Genomic DNA, 26,971 nt, shown 5'->3' on the forward strand with positions numbered 1-26,971 from the left:
TGCTACGGTACACCGATCCTTCTACAATCGCAGCATCGCCTCCCTCGCCAAACGCCATGTCCCTGTCCGAAGACCTCGCCCCCGACGGCGCCCTGCGCGCCTCCATCAACCTGGGCAATCCCCTGCTGGCCCGACACGACGCCAACACCGGCGAGGTGTCGGGCGTGTCCGTGGACCTGGCCGGGGAACTGGCGCGGGAACTCGGCGTATCCCTGGAGCTGGTCGTGTTCGACAAGGCCATCCAGTCGGTCGGGGCCGTCACCGGCCAGGCCGCCGACATCGGTTTTTTCGCCATCGATCCCAAGCGCGGCGAAGGCATCGCCTTCACCGCGCCCTATGTGCTCATCGAGGGCGCCTACCTGGTGCGCGAGGATTCCCCGCTGCGCGACAACACCGAGGTCGACCGGCCCGGCCACCGCGTCGTGGTGGGCCAGGGCAGCGCCTACGACCTGTTCCTCAGTCGCCATCTGGCACAGGCCGGCATCGTGCGGGCGGAAAATTCCCAACGCGTGGTGGACGATTTCCTGACCGGCGGCCAGGAGGTCGCCGCCGGGGTGCGCCAGCAGCTCCTGGCCGATGCGGAGCGGGTCGGCGGCGTGCGCCTGCTGCCCGGCCGGTTCATGGTGATCGAGCAGGCCATGGGCCTGCCGAAATCGCGGCCGGCGCGGGCAGCCGCCGCGCTGGCCGACTTCGTCGAACGTTGCAAGACGTCCGGCTTCGTGGCCCGGTCGCTGACGCGCCACGGCATCCGGGGCGCCTCGGTCGCTCCCTGAGCCGCGCCGGCTCAGACCCGCCGCCTCCGCCACTGGCGATACCAGCCGTAGCCGCTCAACAGCACAACGCCCGACACCACCAGCAGCGTCCCCCCCAGGAAACCCGCCCCAAGCGGCTCGCCCAGCAGCCAGGCGCCCAGGACCACACCGAACAGCGGCGTCAGGAAGGAAAATACGCCCAGGCGGGACGCCAGGTATTTGCGCAGCAGCCAGAACCAGGCCAGGTAGCTGAAGAACGCGACGAACACCGTCTGGAAGGCCAGGCTGGCCCAGACCACCGGCGTCATGCGGACATCCGTCTGCCCCATCAGGAACGAGACCGCCAGCAGCCACGCCGCACCCACCACCAACTGGTACATCAAGGTCTGGCTGGCCGGCAGCGCGGCCATCCGCGTCACCCGCACCACCACGGTGGTGGCGCCCCAGGCGGCCCCGCCCAGCAAGGCCAGCAGGTCGCCCCAGAGCATGGCGGCGCCCGCCGCCCGGGCGCCGTCGTCGCGCCACAGGAACGCCAGCGCCACCCCGCCGAACGCGAGCGCCACGCCCAGCCACTGCACGGCGGCCAGGCGCTCGTCGGGCAGTTTCCAGTGCAGCCCCAGTGCCGCGAAGATCGGCGCCGTGTAGAGCAGCACCACGACGTGGCCGGCCGAGGTGTGGCGCAGGCTCTCGCCCACCAGGACGAATTCCAGGGCATACAGGGTGCCGGCCAGCAACCCCGGGCGCCATAGGCCCAGGATCCCGTCCAGTCGCTCGCCGCGCCAGGCCATGAACAGGCCCAACAGCACTCCTGCGACGGCGCTGCGCACGGCGATCTGGAACATGGGCGCGAAGTCCAGGGCGGTGGCCTTGAGCACGATCTGCTGCATGGCCCAGATCATGCACAGCACCAGCATCAGGCCGGAAGACAGACCGTCCATGGGCCGGCGGGATTCCATACGATTCACCTGGAAAAGGAAAGCCGCCATTGTAGGCCTCTCACTGTCCTGGACCGGAGGACGCACCGCCCGCCCGGCTCGCGGGATCCGTATCCCGCCGGAGCGGCGGGGCCGATCCCCTGCCTCGACCGGGGCTTTCCCGGCCGCGCCCGCGGCACGGGTCTATGATGGACTTCATCACAGCCTCTGGAGCCTCGCATCATGGATTCCCCGATGTATCCCCACCCCACCCCCGAACTGGCCAGGCGGCGCGCCGAACTCGCGCCCGAGGCCCTGTCCGCGTTCAAGGCCTTCAGCAAAGCCGTGTTCGCCCCCGGCGCACTGGATGCGAAGACCAAGCAACTGATCGCCGTGGCCGTGGCTCACGTCACCCAGTGCCCCTATTGCATCAAGGGCCATACCGAGGGTGCGGCCCGCGCGGGCGCGTCCGACGCGGAAATCATGGAAGCCATCTGGGTGGCGGCCGAAATGCGGGCGGGCGGCGCCTACGCCCATTCCGCCCTGGCCCTGCAGACCCTGGAGGACCTGCCCGGGCACAAGCAGGCCTGAGGCGCCGGACGCGCCCGCGCGGTTCCGGCCGGCCGGCGCATCCCCGGATGCGGCATGAAACGTTTTCCGATCCGGCATCATCCAATGGCTACGGTATTCTTTCAGGAGTTCACGTGGACATCCAGATTCAGCACGATCCGGCGGCCTTGGACGACCTCGCCCTGATCGGGCGCGCGGCTGACGACCTGACGGCTTTCGAAACCCTGATGCGCCGGCACAACCAGCAGCTCTACCGGGCGGCGCGCAGCATCCTGCGCGACGAGGCCGAGGCCGAGGACGCCGTCCAGGAAGCCTGGTGGAAGGCCTACGGCCATCTGCGGGATTTCCGCTCGGAGGCCCGGCCCGCCACCTGGCTGACGCGCATCGCCATCAACGAGGCCCTGATGCGACGGCGGCGAAACAGATCGCGCGAGGCCCTCATCCAATCCGCATACCAGGCCCCGCACGAACAGGACACCATGCCGACGCCCGACCCCGATACCGCCGCTCCAGAATCCGCCGGCCCCGACCAGATGGCCTGGCGCGCCGAACTGCGGCGCCGGCTGGAACGACGCATCGACGAACTGCCCGATCTCTACCGCACGGTCTTCGTGCTGCGCGCCGTGGACGACATGCCGGCCGCGGAGGTCGCGGTCGTCCTGGGGCTGCCCGAAACCACCGTGCGCGTGCGCTTCATGCGCGCCCGCCGCCTGCTGCAGGCGGCCATGCGGCCGGATTTCGATCCGCGCGCGGCGGGCGCGTTCTCGTTCGCCGGCGACCGCTGCGACCGTATCGTGGCCGGCGTCCTGGCGAGGGTCCGGGCGGCCGGCTGACACGGCCCGCCGATCAGACACGGCGGCCCGGACTGCGGGTGGTCTCCGCCGCCTCCGAGGGCGGAGACCGGCGTCCGGTCAATCGACCCGCCCTTGTTTCAGGATGGCGGCCACATCGGGAAAGCCGGCCGCGGCGGCCGGGGGCAGTCGCGCATCCGTATCGGCATAGGGCGGCGCGGCATCCGCATCCCCCACCACGATCCGCCCGACCATCCCCGCATGCTCGTGCGGCAGGCAGAAATAGTCGTAGACGCCGGACGTGTCGAACACCACAGTGAAGGACTGTCCGGGCAGCAGATAATCCGAGTTCCACGGCTTCGCGCCTTCGGGCATGCGCAGCGGCTTGCCATTGTCCGGATGATAGGCTGTCGAAGTATGGACATTGCCGGCATCGCGGTTGACCCAGCGGACGGCCTGGCCCGGCCGGATCAGCAAGCCCCGGGGACGGAACCAGACGTCCGACCCGGACGGCGTGCCGGACATGCCGATCTCGATCGCCTCGCCGGCGTCCGCGGGCCATGGCAGGACGGCCGCCAGCAGCAGGCCGCCGCCGGCGCTCAGCAAAAGCCGGCGGCGCGGGTCATGCGCGGGCACGCTCATTTCGCCACGCGACTTTCCTGCGCGACGGGCACGTTCCACAGCACGATGTGAATATGCGGCTCCGCCACGCCAGGATGTCCCGCGTTGTACATGATGTCGACGTGGTCCACCTTCACCCCGGCAGGCACCTTCAGGTCGTTCAGGTGCATGTCGGGCTTCATCAGCGACAGCGGAATCATGTAGGTGGTGTTCACCAGGCGGCCCTCATGGTCGTAGCCCAGGAACGGCCCGGCCGGAAGCGTGGCGGGATCGGCGAACAACTGGCCCATGCCGGGGATGAAGTCGGGCAACTTCACCAGCGAGCTGACCGCCTTGTAGGGGGCGGCTGGCGGCGCCTTCAGCACAGACGCACCGGCCGCCTGGACCGCGGGCGCGCCCAAGCCGAGCGCCGCGGCGGCCGCGGCCGCCATCAGGAAGGAACGTGTGATCATGAGAATCTCCCGGTCTGCGCGGCGGGAATCGCCGCGTTTCGTGCCATTGGATGCGCGGTCCGGAAGATCCGTTTCGGCGGCTCAGGCCGCCTCGTCCTCGCACATCAGTTCGGGCAGACCCCGCCGGCCGGCACGCGCGTCCAGCGATCGCAGCGGCACGCCGGCCCGTCCGGTCTTGGAAACCGCCGCGCCATCCCCATCTACCCTTCGTTCAACCGACGGATATCCCTCATGCCCACCCTGTTCGACCCGCTCCGGCTCGGCGACCTGTCGCTGCCCAACCGCATCATCATGGCGCCCCTGACCCGCTGCCGGGCCGAGCCCGGGCGAATCCCCGGCGACCTGATGGTCGAATACTATCGCCAGCGCGCCAGCGCCGGCCTGATCATCAGCGAGGCCACGGCCGTCACCCCGATGGGCGTCGGTTACCCTGACACCCCGGGCATCTGGTCCGACGCCCAGATCGAAGGCTGGAAGAAGGTCACCGCCGCCGTGCACGAAGCGGGCGGACGCATCGTCCTGCAGCTCTGGCATGTGGGCCGCATTTCCGACCCTCTGTACCTGGACGGCGCGGCGCCGGTCGCCCCCAGCGCCATCCAGCCCGCGGGCACCGTCAGCCTGGTGCGCCCGAAAAAGGCCTACGTCACACCCCGCGCCCTGGACGCCGGGGAAATCCCCGGCATCGTCGAAGCCTACCGGCGCGGCGCGGAAAACGCCCGGGCGGCGGGCTTCGACGGCGTGGAGATCCACGCCGCCAACGGCTACCTGATCGACCAGTTCCTGCAAAGCAGCACCAACCAGCGCACCGACGCCTACGGCGGTCCGGTCGGGCACCGCGCCCGCCTGCTGCTGGAGATCACGGACGCGATCCTGGAAACCTGGGCGCCCGGGCGTGTCGGCGTCCACCTCTCCCCCCGGGGCGATGCCCACGACATGGGCGACGACCGGCCGGCCGAGACCTTCGGCCACGTGGCCGAGGCCCTGGGCCGGCGCGGCATCGCCTTCCTGTGTCTGCGCGAATATGAGGGTCCGGACAGCCTCGCGCCGATGATGCGCGAGAAATTCCCGGGCCAGCTCATCGCCAACGAAGCGCTCGACCGGGAAAAGGCGTCCGACTGGCTGGCGCGGGGACGCGCCGACGCGGCCGCCTTCGGCCGGCTGTTCATCGCCAACCCCGACCTGCCCGCCCGCTTCGCGCAGAGGGCGCCGCTGAATGCGCCCCGGCCCGAGACCTTCTATGCCTCGGGCCCCGAGGGCTACACCGACTATCCAGCGCTGGAAGGCTGCGGGACCGCCGCCTGAGGCCCGCGCGCGATCCGCCCTATTCCAGGCTGGCGTCGATCAGGCGCGCCGCCACGGCCGCCAGATGCCGCACCGGCCCGGCCGCACCGAGCATCTGGCTGGACACGTATGCCCCTTCCAGCAACAGTTGCAGGCCATCTCCCAGGACCTCGGGGTCGCGCGCACCCATCCTGCGCGCCAGATCGACCAGGCGCTCGCGCACCTTCCGCTTGTTGGCCACCGCCACCTGCCGGGCCGGATGATCGGGCTCGGGGTATTCGACGCAGGCGTTGGTCAGGCCGCAGCCCCGATACCCCGGCAGACCGGTTCGTTCGGCCAGTCCCGTGAAATAGGCCAGGACCTGCGCGCGCGGATCGCCCGGGTTGGCCTCGACCGCGGCGTCGAAGCGGTGCCAGAATTCCAGTTCGTAGTCCCGCAGGTAGGCCGCCGCCAGGTCATCCTTCGAAGCGAAGCTGCGGTAGAGGCTGGGCTTGGTCACGCCCGCCTCGGCCACGATGGCGTCCACCCCCACCGCCCGGATCCCCTGGTGGTAGAACAGATCCCGCGCGCTGCTGCGGATGCGGTCGGCCGCGCGCGGCGGCTCGGCCCGCGGCGCGGGTTCCCGGCCATCCGGCCGGCGCTCGGCTTGCGGTGTCTTTTTCATGATTTCGCTTGACGATGTTACTGACCGGTACGTATTATAGGCCGTCCTGAACGTACCGGTCAGTAACATACCATGCCCTCTCCCGCACGTCCCGTCGACACCGCCCTCGTTGCCCGCCTGGGCCAGCGCTACGCCTTCGTCGTGGTCGGCGTCATCTTCTTCTGCCTGCTGTTCTCGGCCGGGCTGCGTGCCACGCCCAGCGTGCTGCTGGACCCGCTGCAGCTGGCCTTCGGCTGGAGCCGGGCGACCATCTCGCTGGCGGCCGCCATCGGCATCTTCTTCTACGGCATGGTGGGCCCCTTCGCCGCCGCCGCCATGGACCACTTCGGCCTGCGCCGCGTGCTGCTGACGGCGCTGGCCGTCATGGCGGCCTCCTCCGCCGCCAGCGCCTACATGACCCAGACCTGGCATCTCATCGCGCTATGGGGCGTGTTCTCGGGGATCGGTTCGGGCGCCGTGGCCACGGTGCTGGGCGCCACCATCGCCAGCCGCTGGTTCTTCAGGCACCGCGGCCTGGCCATGGGGATCCTCACCGCCAGCACCGCCACCGGCAACCTGATCTTCCTGCCCCTGCTGGCCGGACTGGCCTCGTCCGACGACTGGACGCGCGCGGTCTGGGCCGTGGCCATCGCCATGGTGGCGATGGTGCCGCTGGTCTGGCGGCTGGTGCCCGACAGTCCCGCCAGCGTGGGCCTGCTGCCCTATGGTGGCGACCCGGCCGATCCGCCCGCGCCCCCCGCGCCGCGCACCGGCCTGCTCGCCGCCACCTTCGGCGCGCTCGGGCGCGCCAGCCGCACCCGCGCCTTCTGGTTCCTGTTCGCCACCTTCTGGGTCTGCGGCTTTACCACCAACGGTCTGGTGGGCACGCATCTGATCGCGATGTGCGGCGACCACGGCATCGCCGCGGTCCAGGCGGCGGGCCTGCTGGCGCTGATGGGGGTGTTCGACCTGGTCGGCACCACGGCCTCGGGCTGGCTCACCGACCGCTACGATCCGCGCAAGCTGCTCTTCATCTACTACGGTCTGCGCGGTGTGTCGCTGATGATGCTGCCCTACACCGATTTCTCGTTCTACAGCCTGTCCATCTTCGCCGTGTTCTACGGCCTGGACTGGATCGCCACCGTGCCGCCCACGCTGCGCCTGGCCACCGACATCTTCGGCGACCGCGACGCCCCGGTGGTGTTCGGCTGGATCGTCGCCGGTCACCAGATCGGCGCCGCCACTGCGGCCTGGATGGGCGGTTTCGTGCGCGAGGTGTCCGGCAGCTACCTGATGGCCTTCGTGCTCTCGGGCGCCACCGGCATCGCCGCCGCCGTACTCGCGCTGATGATCAAGCGCCAGCGCGTGGCGATGGGGCTGGCGGCGGCTTGAGAGGCAAGCCTACTTTTGCTCAGTCATCCTGAGCGAGCAGGGTGCGATAGATCAATGCGCCGATCACGCCTCCCACAATGGGCGCCAGCCAGAACAGCCAAAGCTGATCCACCGCCCAACTGCCTTGAAACAGAGCGACGCCGGTCGATCGAGCGGGATTGACGGACGTGTTGGTCACCGGAATGCCGACCAAGTGGATCAGCGTCAAGGACAGACCGATCGCCACGCCGGCCAGGCCCGACGGTGCCCGATTGTGCGTGGCACCCATGATGATGAACAGGAAGAAGCCGGTCAACACGACCTCGGCCACCAGCGCCGCCGTCAGCGAATAGCCGCCGGGCGAATGCTCGCCATAGCCATTCGACGCGAAACCCGCGGACACATCAAAGCCGGCCCGGCCGCTGGCGATCAGATACAGTACCGCGGCGGCGGCGATGGCGCCCAGCACCTGGGAGACAACGTAAGGGATCAATTCGCGCGCCGGGAAACGCCCGCCCGCCACCAGGCCGAATGTCACGGCCGGGTTGATATGGCAGCCTGAAATATGCCCGATCGCGTAGCACATGGTCAGCAGCGTCAGGCCGAAGGCCAGCGCAACACCCGCGAACCCCCCCTGTGTCAGACTAGTTGTCGCATCGGATTTGGAACGATTAGATGAATTTGACGACCTACAGCACGGCCTTCAAAGAGGAGGCGATCCGCAAGACCCTGCAGCGCGGCACGCGCACGGTGGCTGACATGGCCCAGGAGTTGAACATGTCGGTCCATACGCTGAAGAACTGGATTCGCAATCCGAAGATGGCTCATTTGCGCAGGCAATCCTCAGAAGAGGCCCCCGCCAGTCGGTGGACATCCGCACAGCGGCTGCAGGCCCTGCTTGAGACCCATTCTCTGGCCGAAGAGGCGCGCAACGCCTGGTGCCGGGAACGGGGCATCTTCGCCCATCAGCTCACGGCCTGGAAGCATGAGCTCGAACAGTCGGGGAACAAGCCCGCAGCCGATATCCAGGAGCTGCGTCGGCTCAAAGAGGAACTGGTTGGCGTGCGCCGTGATTTGGCCCGCAAGGACAAGGCGTTATCGGAGGCGGCAGCCCTGCTGGTACTGCAAAAAAAATACCAGGCGCTGTGGGAGGACGAGGACAAATGACCTCACTGACACAGCGCCGACAGATCATGGCATTGATTACTGAGGCGGTCACGGCTGGTGCTCGACAGGCACGCGCCTGTGAAGCAATCAATCTGAGCGCACGCACACTGCAACGTTGGCGGCGGGCCCCGGAGCAAGGCGATGGGCGCCCCACGCGGGTACAGCGGCCCTGCAACCGCCTGAGCGATGCCGAGCGTGATCGCATCCTGCGGGTGGTCAACAGCAGCGAGTACGGCCACCTGCCCGCTTCTCAGATCGTGCCACGCCTGGCGGATACGGGGGTCTATCTGGCCAGTGAATCGACGATCTACAGGCTGATGCGTACCGCCGGGCAACTGGTGCATCGCACGCCTGATCGCACGCCTGGCCCGGTGCATCGGCCTCGGGCGCTGACGGCTACTGCGCCAGGGCAGCTCTTCAGCTGGGACATCACCTATCTGCCCGCCACCGTGCGGGGCCAGTACTACTACCTGTACCTGTTTCTTGACCTGTTCAGCCGTCACATCGTGGGCTGGCAGGTCTATGACACCGAGGACAGCGCCCGTGCCAGTGAGCTGATGCGCGATATCTGCCGCCGCGAGGGCATCCTCCCAGGGCAGGTGGTGTTACACAGCGACAATGGCTCCCCGATGAAGGGCGCCACCATGCTGGCGACACTACGGGAGCTGGGTGTGGCGCCATCGTTCAGCAGGCCAGCGGTGAGCAATGACAACCCGTACTCAGAGTCCTTGTTCAGGACTCTGAAGTACCGCCCCCGCTACCCTCGCAAGCCCTTCACCGGTCTGCTGGCTGCCCGGGCCTGGGTCGGTGAGTTCGTGCGCTGGTACAACACCGAGCACCGGCACAGCGCTATCGGCTTCGTGACGCCTGAGCAGCGTCACTGTGGGCGCGATCGCGGCCTGCTCGAACGGCGCCATGCCCTCTATCGGGCGGCCCGCGAAAAGCACCCGGAGCGCTGGAGCGGCAGGACCCGCAACTGGACAAGAGTCGACGAGGTCTTCCTCAACCCGCAGAAGGGTCACGCGTCCTGTGCCAAGCGAAATTCAGACCTCAAGCGGGCGGCTTGAGTCACTCAGAAAATGCGACAGATAGGTTGACAATCACCGAACCCGATGCCCAGCCCGGGAAACGCCGCCGCCAGCACTGCGCTGCCGCAGCCGCCGAACACCAACCAGAACGTGCCGAACAGTTCGGCGGCGCATCGCTTTGTCAAGGTCATATCCATGGACTCGATCGAAGTTTGAACGAAATCGAGTCTATCAACGCAAGACGACGCGCACCACGCCACGAAGGCAAACAATCGTCAATTCCCGACCGGGAATTTGCATAAATTGTCATTTCGCCGCCTGCGGCTCATGGAATGGCGCCCCGTCGGCCTCAGGCCGGACAAGGCGGCATCGAGTAGGGTGAGGGGTTACCCCCTCAGCCCTCTCACATACATGGACGCCCCCAGTTTGCAAGGTTTTCAGTTCGTGCTGGCGCGAAGAGGTAGAGATTGCAGCCATACATCCGGACTATTGCCGAAGTTAAAACCTCTGTCCCTGATGGAATTTGCTGGTCGAACTCTGATCACCACCGCGTGCTCGAAGCACCTGTGACAGGACAGATTTATCCGACCCCGGTCTTGACCTATTCTGCCATCACTGCGTGATTGCCTGTGCAACCCTTGGAGAGCCTTCCGTACTCCTTGATGTTCGTTTGATCAACCGGTTCGGTTATGCGCCGGTGCCAGCGGGCGAATAACCGAACCGGAACTGACGATCATGGGCGAGCAACGCCCACGCGATCCTGGCATTTTTGTTCGCCTGGGCTACCGCCGCCACGTTAGCGTTACGCCGAACCGAACCAGAAGCCCTTGCAGCCAACCACCTGTCGATTCGACCTTCGCCTGAGCGTATCTGACTAGCGACCACGCTCCGTGTATCAATAGGGTGCGAAGGTACGCGTCACCTCGCCCCGCAGTGTCGGTAGCCACTACGGCACACCATCAGATCTCCCCGGGTATTGCACACCCACTTTCACGCTTATGCCTGTCGGATGTACGCCGCATCGTTCCGGACAAGTTTCGGGCTTCGACGAATTTTGCCGCCTTACCCCAATGCAACGCCTCATCCGCTTCCTGTGCGTCAGGCCAGCGCTTTGCCTTCCGGCTTCCTTCAGACTCGCAGTCACCCGCGAAACCCTTGCCGTAGGCTCACTCTTCCCCTTGTCGGGCGAGTAAGAGACTTGCACCCTCTAGTGGGTGCGCCCTGCCGGGCGCACAAAGAAAATCCCCTGAAATCAATGATTTGCAGGGGAATTCTGGCGGAGAGGGTGGGATTCGAACCCACGGTACGGGGTTACCGTACGCCTGATTTCGAGTCAGGTACATTCGACCACTCTGCCACCTCTCCGGGTACGACGCATTGTCAGTCGAGTCGCGCATCATAGCATGAATCCAGGTGCCCCGCCCCGGCCCCACGGCCTGGCACCCGGAGTATTTGCGTCCGGACAAGCCGTGCCGCCCGGGGCGCGCCGCCTCGTGTCGCCTCGTTGCCCGCACCCGCCTTCTGGCCTATAGTGGACTCAGGCATAAACGCAGTCGGAGGTCCGCCATGAACATCCAAGCCCTGCATTTCGTGCTCGACATCGACGGCAACGGTTCGGTTGCCGGATGGGAGATCATCGAAGCCCTGAAATGGGCCTTTTCCCTGCCCGGCCGCCTGATGGTCGAAGGCCTGGGCAACATTCCGTTCGTCGCCGACACCTTCCACATCCAGGCCTCGGCCGCGACCGGCTACGCCAGCTTCCACAGTCTGCCGGCCACGGTTCTGACCCTGCTGTTCTGGGTCGGCTGCCTGGTCCTGATCACGCGCATCGGCGCCGACCGGAAGGTCGACGCGGCAGACACGAATGCGGCGTCGGCCGGCTCCGACGGCACGCCGCACTATCGCGGCCCGAAGGCGCGCAAGACCTAGTGTCCTGTCTGGTGAGTTTGGTCACTTGAATTCGGATGCATGGGCTTGCCAGGCGAGGCGCAAACCGCAGCGATAGCCGGTGCTATCGCGAGGATGAGTCTGGACACGGAGCAGTCCCTGCGGACTGCTCCGTGCCTGACGAATCCGAACCGCTTGCAAGCGGTGAGGTGGACAAGCAACGCAGCATGGCCAGCCCAGGCGCCGAAGGTAAGAATCGGAATTAGCCAGACAGGACACTATTGATCCGGCCCTCAAACAGTTTTACGCAGCGTATTTGACGTGGAAGTCTTGGAAGTAGGCTTTGACACGTGCCGGCTCGCTGGCGACGACTTGCATGTGCTCTTCTGCAGCGGCGCGTAGTTTGGCCTTCGTGCGTATCGGAACCTTGCGCCCGATGACGTGTTTGAGATCGGCATTCAAGCGTTCTTCGGGATTGAGTTCGGGGCTGTAACTGGGCAGATAGAACACTTCCATCTGATCGGAGTGTGCGGCCAACCACGCCTTCACCGGCTTGCAGTGATGCACGCCCAGGTTGTCCAGGATCAGAAACACCTTGCGCCCGGCATCCTGGACCAGCGACTCGAAGAACTCGATCAACTTTTCGTGATTGAACGCGCCATCAATGATCATCCAGCGTGCCTTGCCCTGGTTGGTGACGCTGGCGATCATCGACAGCTTCTGCCGCGTCCCGCCAATGGCCATCGCCACCGGAGTCTTGCCCTTGGGCGCATAGCTGCGACCGCGCACGTCGGTGTTCACCAGCGCCGTCTCGTCACCCCAGTGGACCTCGCCGCCCTCGGCCTTGGCACGTTCGGCGATGGCCGGATACGTGTCCTCCAACCAGGTTTGCACCGCGGCGGGCGATTGCTCGTAAGCACGCTTGATCGGCTTCTGCGGGGTGAAGCCCCAGCGGGCCAGATACTTGCCCACCGAGCGCACATGCAGCGTCACACCACACTCGCGCTCGATCAGCTGCATAACCGCCGCACGGCTCCACAGCGCAAAGTCCATCTTCAGCTGCTCGGGGCGTTTGTCGCAGATGATGCGGCACACCGTCTGTTCCTGCTCGGCGGTCAGTGCGCGATCCTCGCCACGGCGACGGCCACGCCGACGGGGTGCCAGCGACAGCATCCCCCCCGCCTCATAGCGTGCGATCACCTTGCTCACCGCCGTGTGACTCAGCCCAACGTCAACGGCGATCTGAGGTTTGCTTCGTCCGCGTTTGTACGCACGAATCACCTGCCGACGCCTCTCATGCTGCTCGGCCGGACTGAGCTTTCTTGCATCATCTTTTTCCATCCGCAAAGCATCGCATCAGATCGACAGAATTTCAATCTATTTATGGGCCTGATCTATAGGACCCGGCATCGTCCGGCGGGCGCCGCCCGAAGACGCCCTCCGGGGCCGGGCCGCTCAGGCCCGGATGGCCTCCAGCCCGCCCATATGGGGACGCAGCGCAGGCGGGATCACGATGCTGCCGTCGGCCTGCTGGTAGTTTTCCAGCACGGCCACCAGGGCGCGGCCCACGGCCAGCCCGGACCCGTTCAGGGTATGCAGGTATTCGGGCTTGGCCTTGGTGCCTTCGGAGCGGAAACGCCCCTGCAGACGCCGCGCCTGGAAATCCAGGCAGTTCGACACCGACGAGATTTCCCGCCAGGTGTTCTGCGCCGGCAGCCAGACCTCCAGGTCGTAGGTCTTGGCCGAGCCGAAGCCCATGTCGCCTGCGCACAGCAGCACCACGCGATACGGTAGCCCCAGGGCCTGCAGCACGTGCTCGGCATGGCCGACCATCTCGTCCAGCGCCTGCCAGGACTGGTCGGGATGCACGATCTGCACCATCTCGACCTTGTCGAACTGGTGCTGGCGGATCAGGCCGCGCAGATCGCGACCGCCGCTGCCGGCCTCCGACCGGAAGCACGGCGTATGCGCGGTCAGCCGGACGGGCAGGTCCCGCGCGTCCAGGATGCGGTCGCGCACCGTGCCGGTCAGCGGGATTTCGGCGGTGGAAATCAGGTACAGGTCTTCGGCCGGGCCGTCTTCGTCCGGCGTGCTGCCCTGGCCGCCCTTGGTCACCCAGAACATGTCGTCCTTGAACTTGGGCAACTGGCCGGTACCGTACAGCGTGGAGCCGTTGACGATGTACGGGGTATAGCATTCCTGATAGCCGTGCTCGCCGGTCTGCAGGTCCAGCATGAACTGCGCCAGCGCGCGGTGCAGGCGGGCGATGGGGCCGCGCAGCATCATGAAGCGGGCGCCCACCAGGGACCGCGCCGCCTCGAAGTCCAGGCCGAAGGGCTCGGCCAGGGCGACGTGGTCGCGCGGCTCGAAGCCCAGGCCGGCGGGATTGCCGTCGGCGCCGGCGGCGCCCGGCAGCCAGCGGCGGACCTCGACGTTGTCGGCCTCGGATTCGCCGTCCGGCACGCTGTCGTCGGGCAGGTTGGGAAGGGTCATCAGCCAGGCGGACAACTCCTGCTGCACCACGCCCAGGTCCTGTTCCAGGGTCTTCAACTGGTCGGGGATGGCCTGGGATTCCGCCAGCGCGACCGAGGCGTCCTCGCCGCGCGACTTCATCTGGCCGATCTGCTTGGCGAGCGCGTTGCGCCGCGCCTGCAGCTCCTCGGTCCGGACCTGCACGGTCTTGCGGCGGGCCTCCAGGGCATGGTAGCGGTCGGTGTCGAAGGCCAGGCCGCGCCGGGCGAGTGCCCGTACGACGCGATCCAGGTCCTTGCGCAGCAGATTGGTGTCGAGCATGGCGAGGTGACGGAGATTCCTGAAAGGAGCTATTGTATTCAATCCCGCCCCCGCCCTGTCGCGGGTGTGCCGCGCGGCGGCCCGGATGGCGGGCATCCCTCAGGAAAGGAGTCTTTTCATGTCGAAAGTACTGGTCCTCTACCATTCGACCTACGGCCACATCGAAACCATGGCCCAGGCCGTCGCCGAAGGCGCCCGATCGACGGGCGCCACCGTCGACGTCAAGCGCGTGCCCGAACTGGTCCCCGAGGAAATCGCCCGCAAGTCCGGCTACAAGCTCGATCAGGCCGCGCCCGTGGCCCAGATCAAGGACCTGGCCGACTACGACGCCATCCTGATCGGCTGCGGCACCCGCTTCGGGCGCATGTGCTCGCAGATGGCGAATTTCCTGGACCAGGCGGGCGGCCTGTGGGCCAGCGGCCAGTTGAACGGCAAGGTCGGCGCCGCCTTCACCAGCACCGCCACGCAGCACGGCGGCCAGGAAATGACGCTGTTCTCCATCATCGCGAACCTGCTGCACTTCGGCTTTGTGGTGGTGGGCCTGCCCTACAGCTTCCAGGGCCAGATGCGCCTGGACGAAGTCACTGGTGGCGCGCCCTACGGGGCGTCCACCATCGCCGGAGGCGACGGCTCGCGCAAGCCCTCCGCCAACGAACTGGATGGCGCGCGCTTCCAGGGCAGGCACGCGGCGGAAGTGGCGAACAAGCTGTTCGGGTAAGACTTCAGCGATAGACGGGCAGAACGTCCAGCACGTCGGGCGACAGCAGATGGAACATCGCCGTCACCACGCCGTATAGCCAGACGATCCGGACCAGCCCCAGCCCGGCCCCCGCCGGGCGGGACGGGTTCGGTTGCCCGGCTGCGCCGCGCAAGGATTTCCATTCCATGGCGGCGGGGATGACCACCGACCAGACGGCGGCGGCGAAGCCCGCAAAACCGATGGCGATGATGAATCCATCCGGGAACATCACACCCCCGAGCACGGGTGGCAAGAACGTGATGATCGCGGTCTTGATCCGGCCCTGCGGGGTGTCGTCGAAGCCGAACACGTCGGCGATGTAATCGAACAGCCCCAGGCCCGCGCCCAGAAACGATGTCACCACGGCAAGGAAGGCGAAGATCGATACGAAACGCCCGACCCAGGCGCCCGGCATGATCTTGTCCACCTCTGCCAGAAAATGGCTGATATTGCCGCCCTGGGCATACACATCGCGCAGTGCTTCCCGACCCAGCACGCCGAACCCCGCCAGGATCCAGAGCGCATAGAAGGCCGCCGCGATCAGCAGCCCGTAGAGGATGCAGGCTTTGATGCGGCGCACGTCCGTGCCATAGTATTTGACCAGACTCGGCACGCTGGCGTGAAAGCAGAACGAGGTCAGGAAATAAGGCAGCGCGGCCAGAATGAACCAGGCGCTGGCCGTCCCAGCCGTCCCGGCTGAAGCCGCCGGGACCGGCAGCCACAGGTTCTCGAACTGGAATGCCGGCAGCATGCCCGCGACCGCCACGACGAAGGTCGCGACCATTCCCACGACCAGGATCACGGACAGGCGGTCCACCGCCCGGGTGCTCCAGAAGATGCAGAACGCCAGGGTCAGAGCGAAGCACAGGCTGATGATTCCCTGCGGCAGAGGCAGGCCCAGACTATGTTTCAGCGTAGCGCCGCCGCCACTGGTGTAAGCGTACATCAGCATGTACAGCACGAATCCCACGGACACGCCATTGACGACGTTCCACACTGGCCCCAGCGTGCCCCGTACCAGTGTGTCGAAGCTCGCCCCTGGACCGAACCGCACATTGGTCCTGAGGATCATCAGGGCGCTGGACAGCATCAGGAAAAAGGACGCCGCCAGAACCATCAGGGTCCAGCCGGTCCACATGCCCGCCGAAACGATGGGCAGGGCCAGCATACCAGCGCCGATCACGGTGCCGGCCACGATCATCACGCCACCGATCACCGACGGCGCCTTCCCGCCCGGAGCGGGGCTCGCACGATTCTTCTCCACCAGAGTCTCCATTGATTATTGATCTTGCGTGTGCGGCGCCGCTCCCGGAGATGCGCCGCCGTGCACGCTCAAGCCAGCGGTTCGAAGCGGCTGGTGAAGAAGCGCAGCAGCTTGGGCTCGTAGACCATCTTCATGCCCTTGATGTCGCGGCGACGGCGATACAGCGCCTCACAGGCCCGGGCCACGATGTCCAGATGCGCATAGGTGTACACGCGGCGGGGAATCGTCAGCCGCACCAGTTCCAGCCTGGGCCGGTGGTGATCACCCGTTTCCTGGTTGCGACCGGCGGACACGATACCCCGCTCCATGCTGCGCACACCGCTTTCCAGGTAGAGCTGGGCCGCCAGCGTCTGCGCCGGGAATTCTTCCTGGGGCAGGTGATCGAGAAACGCCCGGGCATCCAGGAACACGGCATGCCCCCCCACTGGCTTGACGATGGGAATGCCGGCCGCGACCAGTTGATCGGCCAGATAGCGGCACTGCCCGACCCGATGGTGGATGTAATGGTAGTCCACCGACTCCTCGATTCCCCGGGCCATCGCCTCCATGTCGCGCCCCGCCAGCCCGCCGTAGCTGGGCATGCCCTCGAACAGGACGACGAGCTCGGTCGCCCGCTGATAGAGCTGGTCATCGTTCATGCACAGGAAACCACCGATGTTGACGAGGCAATCCTTCTTGCCGCTCATGGTGCAGCCGTCGGCGTAGCTCATCATTTCCTTGAGGATTTCCGCGATCGTGTGCCCCGCGTATTCGGGCTCGCGCTCCTTGATGAAGTAGGCGTTTTCGACGCAACGGGTAGCGTCGAACATCACCTGGATGCCATGGCTCTCGCACAAGCGCTTGACGGCGCGCAGATTGTCCATGCAGACCGGCTGCCCGCCCGCCAGGTTCACCGTCACGGCCACGCAAACGTAGGGGATCCGATCCGCGCCGACCTCGTCGATCAGGCGCTTGAGCTTCGCCAGATCGACATTGCCCTTGAACGGCAGGTCGATCCGGGAATCGTGCGCTTCGTCGACGATGATGTCCACGAATTGCGCGCCATTCAGTTCCTGATGCGCGCGCGTGGTGGTGAAGTACATATTCCCCGGCACGTAGTCGCCCGGCTTGATGCGCAGGCGCGACAGCAAGTTCTCAGCGCCCCGGCCCTGGTGGGTCGGTACGATGTGCTTGAAACCATAATAGCGGCGAACCACCTCCTGCAGATGGATGAAATTCCGGCTGCCGGCATAGGCCTCGTCGCCCAGCATCATGCCGGCCCACTGGTTGTCGCTCATGGCGGTCGTGCCGCTGTCGGTCAGCAAGTCGATGTAGCACTGGTCCGAGCGCAGCAGAAAGGTGTTGTAGCCCGCTTCGGCGATGAAACGCGCCCGCTGCTCACGCGTCGTGACGGCGATCGGCTCCACCACCTTGATCTTGTAGGGTTCGGCCGCGTAGATCGTGTCCATTCTCATTTCCTCCTTTGAAAGGGCGAATGCCCATGAAAAATTCAACGGCCGCCTGATGAATCCTGCGCGTAGGCCGCCAACCCGTCGGGATCGACCACCCGGACTCCATGTGTCGTTTCATCCAGAAAACCCGCCCGCCTGAACAGACTGACGGCATTGCTGACGGTGACCCGGTGCAGCCCCAGCATCTCCGCCATCGCCGTATGCGAGACGGACAGGCCGGAGGACCGATGCACCTGGCCCAAGCCATACAGCAGCCGGGCCACCCGCTGAGGCCCGTTCAGGAAGACAGCATCCTCGATCTGGGACGAACCGATATAGGATTTGGCCGCGATGTTGATCAGGAGCTGCCGGCTCAGGGCGGGGTGTTTTTCGAGCAGTTCCCGCATCAGCACCTGTTCGGAGAATTCGCAGGCCTCGCCCGACTCCAGAACGCTGATTTCATGCCGATAGGGCTTGCCGCTCAGCAGGGCGGCTTCGCCCAGCACACTGCCGGCCCCCATGAGCCACAGGGTGCGCTGCACGCCTTCCCTGCTGACGGCGGAAACCTTGATGAGCCCGGAGCGGATCAGGAAGATGCCGTGCGCGGGGTCCCCAGCCTTCCGGATTCGCTCACCGCGCGTCCAGACGACCCGCCGCCCCAGATGCAGCACATCATCCCAGATGGAAAGGTTGTCGAACACCACCCAAGGCGTATCAATAGATGCCTAAAATTCTTTTGTTTTTGAAACCACGTCTCTCTCCATCCTTTAATTGACGAATTATGTTTCCGTCATTGAATGAAGATTAGCATTTACAACCTGACAAATCAGTAGCATGAGCTACATGCCGCGAGCTTCCGTGGCAGGCACGCGGCGGCCGGCGACGAGGCGCGCAAGACCGGCCGCCATGTGCCGCCCGAAAGGATGCTGAATCAGTTGGACGCCCGCCTGCGGGCTGCCCGGCGAAAACACAGCCGTGCATGAGCCCGCCCGCCTGGCCGAAGAGGCTCGGGCCGGTCTGCTGCGGCTCTGCGACTTTCTACTGGCACTGAACCCTGAACGCCGGGCAAGGAGAGGGGGGCCGCCAGCGCCCTATTCCTTCTCCGCTTCCTCGTCCCACGCCCGCAACTGCACCAGCTTTTCGCCGATCTTCAGTTCCAGGCCCCGAGACACGGGCCGATACCAGCCAGGTTCAGCCATGCCGTCGGGCAGGTAGGTTTCCCCCGCCGCGTAGGCGTTGGGTTCGTCGTGGGCGTAGCGGTACTCGTGCCCGTAGCCGAGTTCCTTCATGAGCTTCGTGGGCGCATTCCTCAAATGCACCGGCACCTCGCGGCTCTTGTCCTGCCTGACGAAGGCGCGCGCCTGGTTGTAAGCCATGTAGCCGGCGTTGCTCTTGGCGGCGACCGCCAGGTAGATCACGGCCTGGCCCAGGGCCAGTTCGCCTTCCGGCGAGCCCAGGCGTTCGTAGGTGGCGGCCGCGTCGTTGGCGATCTGCAGCGCCCTGGGATCGGCCAGGCCGATGTCCTCCCACGCCATGCGCACGATGCGGCGCGACAGGTAGCGCGGGTCGGCGCCGCCGTCCAGCATGCGCGTCAGCCAGTACAGGGCGGCGTCCGGGTGCGAGCCGCGCACCGATTTGTGCAGCGCCGAGATCTGGTCGTAGAAGTTGTCCCCGCCCTTGTCGAAGCGGCGGCTGTTCAGGGTCAGGGCGTTTTCGATGAAGCCCGCGTCGATCCGCGCGACGCCACTGGCGCCCGCCGCGGTCTGGCACTGTTCCAGCAGATTCAGCAGGCGCCGGGCATCGCCGTCGGCATAGCCCACCAGGGTATCGATGGCCAGGTCGTCGAATGCCAGGTCGTCCATGGCGCGGGACTGCGCCCGCCGCGCCAGCTGTCGCAATTCGTCCTCGTCCAGCGATTTCAGCACATAGACCTGGGCGCGCGACAGCAGGGCGGAATTGACTTCGAACGACGGGTTTTCCGTCGTGGCTCCGATGAAGGTCACCAGGCCGCTTTCGACGAAGGGCAGCAGGGCGTCCTGCTGGGATTTGTTGAAGCGGTGGATCTCGTCCACGAACAGGATGGTGGACTGGCCCCTGGCCTGGTTCTGTTCGGCCTGCGCCATGGCGGCGCGAATGTCCTTGACACCGGAAAACACGGCGGACAAAGCGATGAAGGCGCAATCGAACGCCGTGGCGGTCAGCCGCGCCAGGGTGGTCTTGCCTACCCCAGGCGGCCCCCAGAAGATCATGGAGTGCGGTTTGCCCGACTGGAAGGCCAGCCTCAGGGGCTTGCCCTCGCCCAGCAGGTGCGCCTGCCCGATGACCTCGTCCAGGCTGCGCGGGCGCAGAACCTCGGCCAGAGGAGCGTGCGCCGGTCTGGATCCGGACGGCGGGGGCGCATCCCCCAGCAGATCCCCCTGGATCGTCATCAGTCCATCTTCACGAGATCGGCGCCCTGGGGCACCGTGAACCGGAACTGCCCGACGGGAATATCGGGATTGGCCTTCAGTCCGGTGAAGACAATGCGCGAAACCTGACCGAAGGCGTCCAGCAGTTCCAGCCGCCGGGGCAGGCCGTCGGAAAAGGCGATGTCCGCGTGGACGAAACCGGCGTCCGGTGTCTTGGGCACAGCGCGCAGCCACTGCAATCCGTCGCGGTCGGGCCTGGACTGGAGGTCGAAGGCATCGCCCAGCGAGCCCGAGCCGAACAGCAGCGCGGCCGGCGAAGCGCCAACGGCCTGATTGGCGTTGCGTTCAGTGACCTGCTCCAGGTCCGGATCGTACTGGTAGACGTGCCGGCCGTCGGACACGATCAGTTGCTCGTAGGGCGCGCGGACTTCCCAGCGGAATTTCCCGGGCCTCTGAAAGGCGAAGGCACCGCTTTGCGGCTTCCGGGCGGCCCCTTGAGTGTCGGTGCGTTCCTGGCTGAACTGCCCGGTGGCCGACTGGACACGGTCCACGAAGGACTGAAGCTGGGCCCGGGCGTCGGCCGCAGCCAGGGCCAGGCCTGGCAGGCAGGCCAACAGCGCGACGGCGCAGACAGTCCGCCAGCCGGAAGGGTGCCGCGCAGGGCGGCCGGGCCGCGACGCGCCGCGGACGGACCGGAGACCGCGCCGGACCGGATCACATTGCATGGCAAATCTCTTCATATCCATCCGCTTCGAAAGTTCAGGCCGCCAGCCCGCATCGGCCGGAGATTCAATCCTCGTCCACGCCCTTGGCGGCCGGCACCAGGATGTCGCGGTTGCCGTTGGGCTGCTGGGGGCTGACCAGCCCCGCATGCTCCATTTGTTCCAGGATCCGCGCCGACCGGTTGTAGCCGATCCGCAGGTTGCGCTGCACGAAGGAGATCGAGGCGCGGCGGCTGCGCATCACGACCTCGACGGCCTGGTCGTACAACGGATCGCTTTCCGGATCGGAGAACCCCATGACGGAACTGACGCCGTCGCCGGTCTCGCCCTCGCCGGCGCCTTCCAGGAGGCCCTCGACATAGTTCGGCTCGCCCTCGGCCTTCAGGGCCTCGACCACGCGGTGTACCTCGTCGTCATGCACGAAGGCGCCATGGACCCGCGTGGGCACGCTGGTGCCCGGAGGCTGGTAGAGCATGTCGCCCTGCCCCAGCAGGGTTTCCGCGCCCATCTGGTCCAGGATGGTGCGGGAATCGACCTTGGACGAGACCTGGAAGGCGATGCGCGTGGGGATGTTGGCCTTGATGAGGCCGGTGATGACGTCCACGCTGGGGCGCTGGGTGGCCAGGATCAGGTGGATGCCGGCCGCGCGAGCCTTCTGGGCCAGCCGGGCGATGAGTTCCTCGACCTTCTTGCCCACCACCATCATCAGGTCGGCCAATTCGTCGATCACCACCACGATCATGGGCAACGTGCCCAGTGGCTCGGGCGCGTCGGGCGTCAGCGAGAAGGGGTTGGGAATGGGTTCCTCGCGCTTCTGCGCCTCGCGGATCTTGGTGTTGTAGCCCGCCAGGTTGCGCACCCCGAGCTTGCTCATGAGCTTGTAGCGCTTTTCCATTTCGGCCACGCACCAGTTCAGGGCGTTGGCCGCATGTCGCATGTCGGTGACCACGGGCGCCAGCAGGTGTGGAATGCCCTCGTAGACGGACATTTCCAGCATTTTCGGATCGATCAGGATCAGGCGTACCTGGGTTGCGTCGGCCTTGTAGAGCAGCGACAGGATCATGGCGTTGATCCCGACCGACTTGCCCGAGCCGGTGGTGCCCGCCACCAGCAGGTGCGGCATCTTCGCCAGGTCGGCCACCACCGGGTTGCCGGCGATGTCCTTGCCCAGCGCCATCGTCAGCATGGACGCGCTGGTGTGGTAGACCTGGGATCCCAGGATTTCCGACAGGCGCACCGTCTGGCGGCGGGGATTGGGCAGTTCCAGCCCCATCAGGTTCTTGCCCGGGATGGTTTCCACCACCCGGATGCGCACCAGACTGAGCGCGCGAGCGAGATCCTTGGCCAGGTTGACGATCTGGCTGCCCTTGACGCCGGTGGCCGGCTCGATCTCGTAGCGCGTGATGACCGGCCCGGCCTGGGCGGCCACGACGGTGACGCTGACGCCGAAATCGGACAGCTTCTTCTCGATCAGGCGCGAGGTGTATTCGATGGTTTCCGGCGAGACGGTTTCCTGGGATTGCTCCACCGGATCCAGCAGCGACAGGGCCGGCAGACTGCCCGCCATCGCCGGATCGTCGCGCGCGGTGAACAGGGCCTGCTGCTTTTCCTGCTGGACGCGCGGGGATTTCGGCACCGTGGTGACGGTGGGCTCGATGCGCACCGGCTGCTCGTGCACCAGCTGGGTCTGGCGGGTCTCGACGATTTCCTGGCGCTCGGCCTGGGCCGTGACGCCCACGCGGCGGTCCTGCCAGGCGTTTTTCAGATCCCACAGGCGCCGCCAGGCGAGCTCGATGGCGTAGCCGACGCGTTCGGAGACGTTCAGCCACGAAAAGCCGAAGAACAGGCTCGACCCCATCACGATGAAGGCCAGCAGCAGCAAGGTGCTGCCCGCCCCGCCCATCAGACTGGCCAGGCCGCCCGCCAGCAACTGGCCCAGCTGGCCGCCCGCCCCGGCGGGCAGCGCGGCGCCCCAGCCCCGCAGCCGCAGGGCCTCGACGCCCATGCAGCCCAGGAACAGCAGGGTGTAGCCGATGCCGACTTCCCAGCGCACCCTCGGCAGCAGTTCCGGAACCCGGCTGGGCAGCACCGCCCGGGACAGGCGATAGAACCCCGCCGCCACCCGGCGCAGCAACAGCAACACCCACAGCCAGGCGGACGCGCCGCAAAGGTACAGGAGCAGGTCGGCGACGTAAGCGCCGAAGGTGCCGCCCCAATTGCGGACCGTGCCGCCATGGACGGAATGAGACCAGCCCGGATCGGCGCGGTTCCAGGTGGCCAGCACCAGGATCAGCCAGCAGGCCAGGGCCGCCAGCAGCACCCAGCGGGCCTCGCGGAACAGGCCCGACAGGCGTGTCTGCAGGGGCGAGGGGCCATTGCGCACGTTGCGGGAGGAGCGTGTGGGGGTCGCCGGAATTCTTGCCATCGCATCATTATAATTGCGAGGTCAATATCGAACGGATTTTCAGCGATGTCCAGCGCAAAACACGCCAAACTGATGATTCTCGGGTCCGGCCCCGCAGGCTACACGGCCGCCGTCTACGCCGCGCGCGCCAATCTGGCCCCGGTCCTGATCACCGGCCTGGAACAGGGCGGCCAACTGATGACCACCACCGAGGTCGACAACTGGCCGGCCGACGTCGCCGGCGTCCAGGGGCCCGACCTGATGCAGCGCTTCATGGAGCACGCCCAGCGTTTCAACACGGAAATGGTGTTCGACCACATCGCGAGCGTGGACCTGTCACGGCGCCCCTTCACGCTGACCGGCGACACGGGCGCGACCTATACCTGCGATGCCCTGATCATCGCCACGGGCGCCTCGGCCCAGTACCTGGGCCTGCCGTCCGAACAGTCCTTCATGGGGCGCGGCGTGTCGGCCTGCGCCACCTGCGACGGCTTCTTCTACAAGAACCAGGACGTGGTCGTGGTCGGTGGCGGCAACACCGCCGTCGAAGAAGCCCTGTACCTCTCCAATATCTGCCGCACGGTCACCCTGGTGCACCGCCGCGACAAGTTCCGCGCCGAGCCCATCCTGGTCGACAAATTGATGGACAAGGTCGAGCATGGCAACATGCGCCTGGCGCTGTTCCGCGAACTGGACGAAGTCCTGGGCGACGACTCCGGGGTCACCGGCGTGCGCCTGCGCGACAAGCGCAGCGGCGAGACCGAGGACCTGGCCGTCACCGGCGCCTTCATCGCCATCGGCCACAAGCCCAACACGGCGATCTTTGAAGGCCAGATCGCCATGGAAAACGGCTACATCACCACCCGCAGCGGCCTACAGGGCCTGGCCACCATGACCTCCGTGCCCGGCGTCTTCGCCGCCGGCGACGTGCAGGACCACGTCTACCGCCAAGCCATCACCAGCGCCGGCACCGGCTGCATGGCCGCCCTGGACGCCCAACGGTGGCTGGAGAATGAAGGCCTCTAAGCCGTCCCTGGCCGACCTGCGCCGCCTGCGCGCCGAAGCCGTCCCGCTCGAATCGCCCGCCGCCCCTCGCCGCGCCGCCGGCAAAAGACGCGGCGGCCGGGGCGCGTCCACGCGGCCACGGGATGCCGAGGCCGGCGCTCCGCGGGCGCACCCCGACACGGAACCGCCGGCCGACGCGCCCGAGCAGGCCGCGACCCCGCCGCTGGATCCGGCCGACCGCGCCCTGTTCCGCCAGGCCATGCGCTTCGTGCGGCCACTGCCAAACCACGGCCCCCGCGCCCGGGCGGGCGGCGCGCGGCGCGATCCCGAATCCCTGCTGCAGGCCCGCCGCCAGCATGCCCAGGGCGCCGACGCCGAATCCCGGGCGGCACCCCCCGCCCACCGGCAACGGCGCAAGACCCCGGCCTTCGATCCCGAGGCCGGCGCCTTTCTGCAGGCGGGCTGCGGCCCGGACTTGCTGCGCGGCCTGCGGCGCGGCAAATGGATTCCCCAGGCCTCCCTGGACCTGCACGGCAGCACCCTGGACCAGGCCCGCGAACGCCTGGACCGGTTCCTGGCCTCGTGTCTGGAGCATGACATCCGCTGCGTGCGCGTCATCCACGGCAAGGGCATCGGCTCGCGCCAGGGCGAACCCGTCCTGAAGGACGCGATCCGCCAGCATTTGTGCCGCCTGGAGGCCGTCCAGGCCTGGGTCCAGTGCGGCGAGCATGAGGGCGGCGAAGGTGCCCTGCACGCCCTGCTACGCCAGGGGATCCGCTGAACCGGTCACCGCATTGCATGCCGCCGGGGATCCTTCGGACCATCCCGCCCCGGAACCGACCCGGTCTCCGCTCCTATCCGGCGCCATGGCGCCCCTTTTTCCGTTCCGGAGTCCCCGATGAGCCCCAGCTGGATCTACCTGAGCATCGCCATCCTGGCCGAAGTCATCGCCACATCCACCTTGAAGATCTCGGACGGCTTCACGCGCCCCCTGCCCTCGGCGATCACCCTCATCGGCTACGGGCTGGCATTCTATCTGCTGGCCCTGGCGCTGAAGACCATCCCCGTCGGCGTCGCCTACGCCGTCTGGTCGGGCGTCGGCATCGTCGCCATCGCCCTGATCGGCTATTTCATTTTCGGCCAGACGCTGGACGGGCCCGCGGTGATCGGCATTGTCCTGATCCTGGCGGGGGTGCTGGTGCTGAACGTGTTTTCAGGGTCAGGCGGGCACTGAGACCGGCCGGGGGAGCAGACGCCGGTAGCGTGCCGGCAAGGCGAACAAGGCCCCATGGAACTCGGGGCTGTAGACCTGCAAATCGCCGACCCCCCGGGCGTCCAGGCGCGCCTCGATTTCCGCGGCGGACAGGGCGGCGGGATCGAGCGCATCCGAAGCCACCGCCAGGGCCCAGTACGAACCGTACAGGGGGATGTGCAGGCCGTAGGCATGCACTTGCGGGAAGACCTCGCCCAGCGCCGCCGCCAGGCCGGAAACCTGATCCGGCTCGTGGAACGGAGCGCCCAAGTGCAGGACCAGGGCGCCGCCCGGTGCCAGAACGGCCCGGCAATCCTCGAAGAACGCCTGCGTGTACAGCGGCCCGGCCGGCGTTTCGGGATCCGTGAGGTCCAGATAGATCAAATCGAAGGCATCGCCGCATTCGCGCACGAAAGCGGCGCCGTCCTGGATGCGGATGTCCACCCGGGGGTCGTCCAGGCTGCCCCGGTGTATGGCCCCCAGATAGTCCCGCGCCGCCGCTACCACACCGCCATCGAGTTCCACCAGGGTCGCGGATTCGATGCTCCGGTGCTTCAGCAGCTCTTCCAGGGCACCGCCGTCGCCGCCGCCGACGATCAGCGCCCGGCGCGGCGCGGGATGCGCCAGCGCTGCCGGGTGGATCAGGGCCTCGTGGTAGAACGCCTCGTCGGCCTCCGAGGTCATCAGGCGGCCGTCCAGGCGCAGGGTCGTGCCCAGCTCGCGCGATTCGAGCACTTCGAGCCACTGCAGGCCGGTGTCGCGCGCCAACACCCGCTGATCGAAGCGGAAGCCGTACACGCTGTGCCCGTTGAGCGATTCGAGCAAGGTCTCGCCGGACCGCGCGGGAGCATCGCGCTCTCCGCGCATCAGGCGCTGGCGCTGACAGTCTCTCGGGGCGAAGGCGGATTCGAGCGCGGCCATCAGGCGTTCCGCCCGTGCGGAGTTGTCCGTCTCGAAATTGCAGACGTAGACGTCCAGCGTCACGCCGCCGCGTTCCGGCCACGTATGGACCGCCAGGTGGGACTCGGCCAACAGCAGCATGCCGGTGACGCCGCCGGGCTGGCCCTGATAGTCGGGAAAACGATGCCACTTTTCCCCGACGATGGTCAGGCCGGCATCGAGGGTCGCCCGCCGGCACAAATCGGCGAGTGCCGTTTCGTCGGTCAACAGCGTGGCGTCGGACTGGCAGCGATAGAGATCTGCGGTCAGGTGCAGGCCTTGCATGATGGCATCCTCCGGATCAAGGGGTCGCGCGCCATGCGCGGATGAAACGGCCCCGCGGGCATCCCGGTGATCGGGGTCCGCCCCATCCGTTTTTTAAAGGGGAAATCCGAAGATGATAGGCGAAGACTTCTTTTGAATCAAGAAAGCAAAAGAAGACTGAAGAAACGCCAAAATTTGCCAGGCGGACAGTTGTCTGGCCGCCCAAATGGAACGGGGCCGACGATTGTGTCGTCGGCCCCGCCAGATTTCTGTT

Annotated in this window: 23 protein-coding genes, 1 tRNA gene and 4 pseudogenes; 11 read left to right on the plus strand and 17 right to left on the minus strand. The window is 66.7% G+C overall.

Going from position 1 to position 26,971, the window contains the following annotated elements; genetic code table 11:
• Positions 1-56: 56 nt before the first annotated feature.
• Positions 57-773, plus strand: a complete 717-nt coding sequence (locus ACTPOE_RS06315) for an ABC transporter substrate-binding protein (RefSeq protein WP_458871352.1) — start codon at positions 57-59, stop codon at positions 771-773.
• Positions 774-784: 11 nt separating this feature from the next.
• On the opposite strand, the gene ACTPOE_RS06320 is transcribed toward ACTPOE_RS06315, so the two are convergent.
• Positions 785-1,708 carry a DMT family transporter gene (locus ACTPOE_RS06320; RefSeq protein ID WP_458871353.1) on the minus strand — a complete coding sequence of 308 codons (924 nt, stop codon included), beginning with the start codon at positions 1,706-1,708 and terminating at the stop codon, positions 785-787.
• 201 nt (positions 1,709-1,909) lie between these two features.
• On the opposite strand from ACTPOE_RS06320, the gene ACTPOE_RS06325 reads away from it, so the two are divergent.
• Entirely contained in the window at positions 1,910-2,257 is a 348-nt protein-coding gene (locus ACTPOE_RS06325) for a carboxymuconolactone decarboxylase family protein (protein WP_458871354.1), read from the plus strand.
• A 113-nt stretch (positions 2,258-2,370) separates the two neighbouring features.
• Positions 2,371-3,069: an RNA polymerase sigma factor gene (locus tag ACTPOE_RS06330; RefSeq protein ID WP_458871355.1), complete on the plus strand. Its 699-nt coding sequence runs from the start codon at positions 2,371-2,373 to the stop codon at positions 3,067-3,069.
• 78 nt (positions 3,070-3,147) lie between these two features.
• On the opposite strand, the gene ACTPOE_RS06335 is transcribed toward ACTPOE_RS06330, so the two are convergent.
• Positions 3,148-3,669, minus strand: a complete 522-nt coding sequence (locus ACTPOE_RS06335; RefSeq protein ID WP_458871356.1) for a plastocyanin/azurin family copper-binding protein — start codon at positions 3,667-3,669, stop codon at positions 3,148-3,150.
• Complete coding sequence (locus ACTPOE_RS06340; protein WP_458871357.1) at positions 3,666-4,100, minus strand: DUF5602 domain-containing protein; 435 nt, start codon at positions 4,098-4,100, stop codon at positions 3,666-3,668. The genes ACTPOE_RS06335 and ACTPOE_RS06340 overlap by 4 nt, the downstream gene beginning before the upstream one ends.
• 231 nt (positions 4,101-4,331) lie before the next feature.
• On the opposite strand from ACTPOE_RS06340, the gene ACTPOE_RS06345 reads away from it, so the two are divergent.
• Positions 4,332-5,402: an alkene reductase gene (locus tag ACTPOE_RS06345; RefSeq protein ID WP_458871358.1), complete on the plus strand. Its 1,071-nt coding sequence runs from the start codon at positions 4,332-4,334 to the stop codon at positions 5,400-5,402.
• A 19-nt stretch (positions 5,403-5,421) separates the two neighbouring features.
• Here the strand turns inward: ACTPOE_RS06345 and ACTPOE_RS06350 are convergent, their stop codons facing one another.
• Positions 5,422-6,045 carry a TetR/AcrR family transcriptional regulator gene (locus ACTPOE_RS06350; RefSeq protein WP_458871359.1) on the minus strand — a complete coding sequence of 208 codons (624 nt, stop codon included), beginning with the start codon at positions 6,043-6,045 and terminating at the stop codon, positions 5,422-5,424.
• 72 nt (positions 6,046-6,117) lie between these two features.
• Between ACTPOE_RS06350 and ACTPOE_RS06355 the strand changes: the two genes are divergently transcribed.
• Positions 6,118-7,416, plus strand: coding sequence for an MFS transporter (locus ACTPOE_RS06355; RefSeq protein ID WP_458871360.1), 1,299 nt, complete (start codon positions 6,118-6,120; stop codon positions 7,414-7,416).
• 19 nt (positions 7,417-7,435) lie between these two features.
• Here the strand turns inward: ACTPOE_RS06355 and aqpZ are convergent, their stop codons facing one another.
• Positions 7,436-8,038 (minus strand): aquaporin Z, encoded by a 603-nt coding sequence (aqpZ, locus tag ACTPOE_RS06360; protein WP_458872770.1) that lies wholly within the window; start codon positions 8,036-8,038, stop codon positions 7,436-7,438.
• A gap of 32 nt (positions 8,039-8,070) precedes the next feature.
• Here aqpZ and ACTPOE_RS06365 point away from each other — a divergent pair.
• Positions 8,071-9,629 (plus strand): annotated as a pseudogene (locus ACTPOE_RS06365) (IS3 family transposase).
• A 38-nt stretch (positions 9,630-9,667) separates the two neighbouring features.
• Here ACTPOE_RS06365 and ACTPOE_RS06370 read toward each other — a convergent pair.
• The 3 genes and pseudogenes from ACTPOE_RS06370 to ACTPOE_RS06380 all read right to left on the minus strand — a co-directional run.
• A pseudogene (locus ACTPOE_RS06370) lies at positions 9,668-9,781 on the minus strand (aquaporin); the annotation flags it as partial.
• A gap of 496 nt (positions 9,782-10,277) precedes the next feature.
• Positions 10,278-10,516: pseudogene (locus ACTPOE_RS06375) on the minus strand (IS110 family transposase); the annotation flags it as partial.
• Positions 10,517-10,864: 348 nt separating this feature from the next.
• Positions 10,865-10,955: transfer RNA gene (locus tag ACTPOE_RS06380), tRNA-Ser, on the minus strand.
• A gap of 201 nt (positions 10,956-11,156) precedes the next feature.
• On the opposite strand from ACTPOE_RS06380, the gene ACTPOE_RS06385 reads away from it, so the two are divergent.
• Positions 11,157-11,519: a hypothetical protein gene (locus tag ACTPOE_RS06385; protein WP_458871361.1), complete on the plus strand. Its 363-nt coding sequence runs from the start codon at positions 11,157-11,159 to the stop codon at positions 11,517-11,519.
• Between the two features lie 261 nt (positions 11,520-11,780).
• On the opposite strand, the gene ACTPOE_RS06390 is transcribed toward ACTPOE_RS06385, so the two are convergent.
• Complete coding sequence (locus tag ACTPOE_RS06390; protein WP_458870376.1) at positions 11,781-12,818, minus strand: IS630 family transposase; 1,038 nt, start codon at positions 12,816-12,818, stop codon at positions 11,781-11,783.
• A gap of 114 nt (positions 12,819-12,932) precedes the next feature.
• Positions 12,933-14,270 carry a serine--tRNA ligase gene (serS, locus tag ACTPOE_RS06395; protein ID WP_458871362.1) on the minus strand — a complete coding sequence of 446 codons (1,338 nt, stop codon included), beginning with the start codon at positions 14,268-14,270 and terminating at the stop codon, positions 12,933-12,935.
• A 118-nt stretch (positions 14,271-14,388) separates the two neighbouring features.
• On the opposite strand from serS, the gene wrbA reads away from it, so the two are divergent.
• Positions 14,389-14,988 (plus strand): NAD(P)H:quinone oxidoreductase, encoded by a 600-nt coding sequence (gene wrbA, locus ACTPOE_RS06400; protein ID WP_458871363.1) that lies wholly within the window; start codon positions 14,389-14,391, stop codon positions 14,986-14,988.
• Positions 14,989-14,992: 4 nt separating this feature from the next.
• Here the strand turns inward: wrbA and ACTPOE_RS06405 are convergent, their stop codons facing one another.
• From ACTPOE_RS06405 to ACTPOE_RS06430, 6 genes and pseudogenes are all read right to left on the minus strand, one after another.
• A complete protein-coding gene (locus ACTPOE_RS06405; RefSeq protein ID WP_458871365.1) occupies positions 14,993-16,273 on the minus strand; it encodes an aromatic amino acid transporter in 1,281 nt (426 codons plus the stop codon).
• 68 nt (positions 16,274-16,341) lie between these two features.
• Positions 16,342-17,721 carry a tyrosine phenol-lyase gene (locus ACTPOE_RS06410; RefSeq protein WP_458871366.1) on the minus strand — a complete coding sequence of 460 codons (1,380 nt, stop codon included), beginning with the start codon at positions 17,719-17,721 and terminating at the stop codon, positions 16,342-16,344.
• Between the two features lie 41 nt (positions 17,722-17,762).
• Positions 17,763-18,407 carry a Crp/Fnr family transcriptional regulator gene (locus tag ACTPOE_RS06415; RefSeq protein WP_458871368.1) on the minus strand — a complete coding sequence of 215 codons (645 nt, stop codon included), beginning with the start codon at positions 18,405-18,407 and terminating at the stop codon, positions 17,763-17,765.
• Positions 18,408-18,794: 387 nt separating this feature from the next.
• Complete coding sequence (locus tag ACTPOE_RS06420) at positions 18,795-20,132, minus strand: replication-associated recombination protein A (RefSeq protein WP_458871370.1); 1,338 nt, start codon at positions 20,130-20,132, stop codon at positions 18,795-18,797.
• A pseudogene (gene lolA / locus ACTPOE_RS06425) lies at positions 20,132-20,743 on the minus strand (outer membrane lipoprotein chaperone LolA); the annotation flags it as partial. The gene ACTPOE_RS06420 and the pseudogene lolA, both read right to left, overlap by 1 nt.
• A 157-nt stretch (positions 20,744-20,900) precedes the next feature.
• Entirely contained in the window at positions 20,901-23,258 is a 2,358-nt protein-coding gene (locus ACTPOE_RS06430; RefSeq protein ID WP_458871371.1) for a DNA translocase FtsK, read from the minus strand.
• Between the two features lie 45 nt (positions 23,259-23,303).
• Between ACTPOE_RS06430 and trxB the strand changes: the two genes are divergently transcribed.
• The 3 genes from trxB (at position 23,304) to ACTPOE_RS06445 (ending at position 25,476) form a co-directional block, all read left to right on the plus strand.
• The gene (gene trxB / locus ACTPOE_RS06435; RefSeq protein WP_458871372.1) at positions 23,304-24,263 is read left to right on the plus strand and encodes a thioredoxin-disulfide reductase; all 960 of its coding nucleotides are present in this window, start codon (positions 23,304-23,306) and stop codon (positions 24,261-24,263) included.
• Positions 24,250-25,023, plus strand: coding sequence for a Smr/MutS family protein (locus ACTPOE_RS06440; RefSeq protein WP_458871373.1), 774 nt, complete (start codon positions 24,250-24,252; stop codon positions 25,021-25,023). The genes trxB and ACTPOE_RS06440 overlap by 14 nt, the downstream gene beginning before the upstream one ends.
• A gap of 117 nt (positions 25,024-25,140) precedes the next feature.
• A complete protein-coding gene (locus ACTPOE_RS06445) occupies positions 25,141-25,476 on the plus strand; it encodes a DMT family transporter (RefSeq protein WP_458871375.1) in 336 nt (111 codons plus the stop codon).
• Here ACTPOE_RS06445 and speE read toward each other — a convergent pair.
• Positions 25,462-26,718: a polyamine aminopropyltransferase gene (gene speE, locus ACTPOE_RS06450; RefSeq protein WP_458871376.1), complete on the minus strand. Its 1,257-nt coding sequence runs from the start codon at positions 26,716-26,718 to the stop codon at positions 25,462-25,464. The two genes, ACTPOE_RS06445 and speE, sit on opposite strands and share 15 nt — an antisense overlap.
• Between the last annotated feature and the right edge of the window lie 253 nt (positions 26,719-26,971).

This window comes from Castellaniella sp. WN, from assembly GCF_054457555.1.

Bases quoted from the DNA above. Each gene is read 5' to 3' on its own strand.
- ACTPOE_RS06315 (WP_458871352.1), top strand. From the start codon at position 57: ATGTCCCTGTCCGAAGACCTCGCCCCCGACGGCGCCCTGCGCGCCTCC.
- ACTPOE_RS06320 (WP_458871353.1), bottom strand. From the start codon at position 1,708: ATGGAATCCCGCCGGCCCATGGACGGTCTGTCTTCCGGCCTGATGCTG.
- ACTPOE_RS06325 (WP_458871354.1), top strand. From the start codon at position 1,910: ATGGATTCCCCGATGTATCCCCACCCCACCCCCGAACTGGCCAGGCGG.
- ACTPOE_RS06335 (WP_458871356.1), bottom strand. From the start codon at position 3,669: ATGAGCGTGCCCGCGCATGACCCGCGCCGCCGGCTTTTGCTGAGCGCC.
- ACTPOE_RS06340 (WP_458871357.1), bottom strand. From the start codon at position 4,100: ATGATCACACGTTCCTTCCTGATGGCGGCCGCGGCCGCCGCGGCGCTC.
- ACTPOE_RS06345 (WP_458871358.1), top strand. From the start codon at position 4,332: ATGCCCACCCTGTTCGACCCGCTCCGGCTCGGCGACCTGTCGCTGCCC.
- ACTPOE_RS06350 (WP_458871359.1), bottom strand. From the start codon at position 6,045: ATGAAAAAGACACCGCAAGCCGAGCGCCGGCCGGATGGCCGGGAACCC.
- ACTPOE_RS06355 (WP_458871360.1), top strand. From the start codon at position 6,118: ATGCCCTCTCCCGCACGTCCCGTCGACACCGCCCTCGTTGCCCGCCTG.
- ACTPOE_RS06385 (WP_458871361.1), top strand. From the start codon at position 11,157: ATGAACATCCAAGCCCTGCATTTCGTGCTCGACATCGACGGCAACGGT.
- ACTPOE_RS06390 (WP_458870376.1), bottom strand. From the start codon at position 12,818: ATGGAAAAAGATGATGCAAGAAAGCTCAGTCCGGCCGAGCAGCATGAG.
- serS (WP_458871362.1), bottom strand. From the start codon at position 14,270: ATGCTCGACACCAATCTGCTGCGCAAGGACCTGGATCGCGTCGTACGG.
- wrbA (WP_458871363.1), top strand. From the start codon at position 14,389: ATGTCGAAAGTACTGGTCCTCTACCATTCGACCTACGGCCACATCGAA.
- ACTPOE_RS06410 (WP_458871366.1), bottom strand. From the start codon at position 17,721: ATGGACACGATCTACGCGGCCGAACCCTACAAGATCAAGGTGGTGGAG.
- ACTPOE_RS06420 (WP_458871370.1), bottom strand. From the start codon at position 20,132: ATGACGATCCAGGGGGATCTGCTGGGGGATGCGCCCCCGCCGTCCGGA.
- ACTPOE_RS06430 (WP_458871371.1), bottom strand. From the start codon at position 23,258: ATGGCAAGAATTCCGGCGACCCCCACACGCTCCTCCCGCAACGTGCGC.
- trxB (WP_458871372.1), top strand. From the start codon at position 23,304: ATGTCCAGCGCAAAACACGCCAAACTGATGATTCTCGGGTCCGGCCCC.
- ACTPOE_RS06440 (WP_458871373.1), top strand. From the start codon at position 24,250: ATGAAGGCCTCTAAGCCGTCCCTGGCCGACCTGCGCCGCCTGCGCGCC.
- ACTPOE_RS06445 (WP_458871375.1), top strand. From the start codon at position 25,141: ATGAGCCCCAGCTGGATCTACCTGAGCATCGCCATCCTGGCCGAAGTC.
- speE (WP_458871376.1), bottom strand. From the start codon at position 26,718: ATGCAAGGCCTGCACCTGACCGCAGATCTCTATCGCTGCCAGTCCGAC.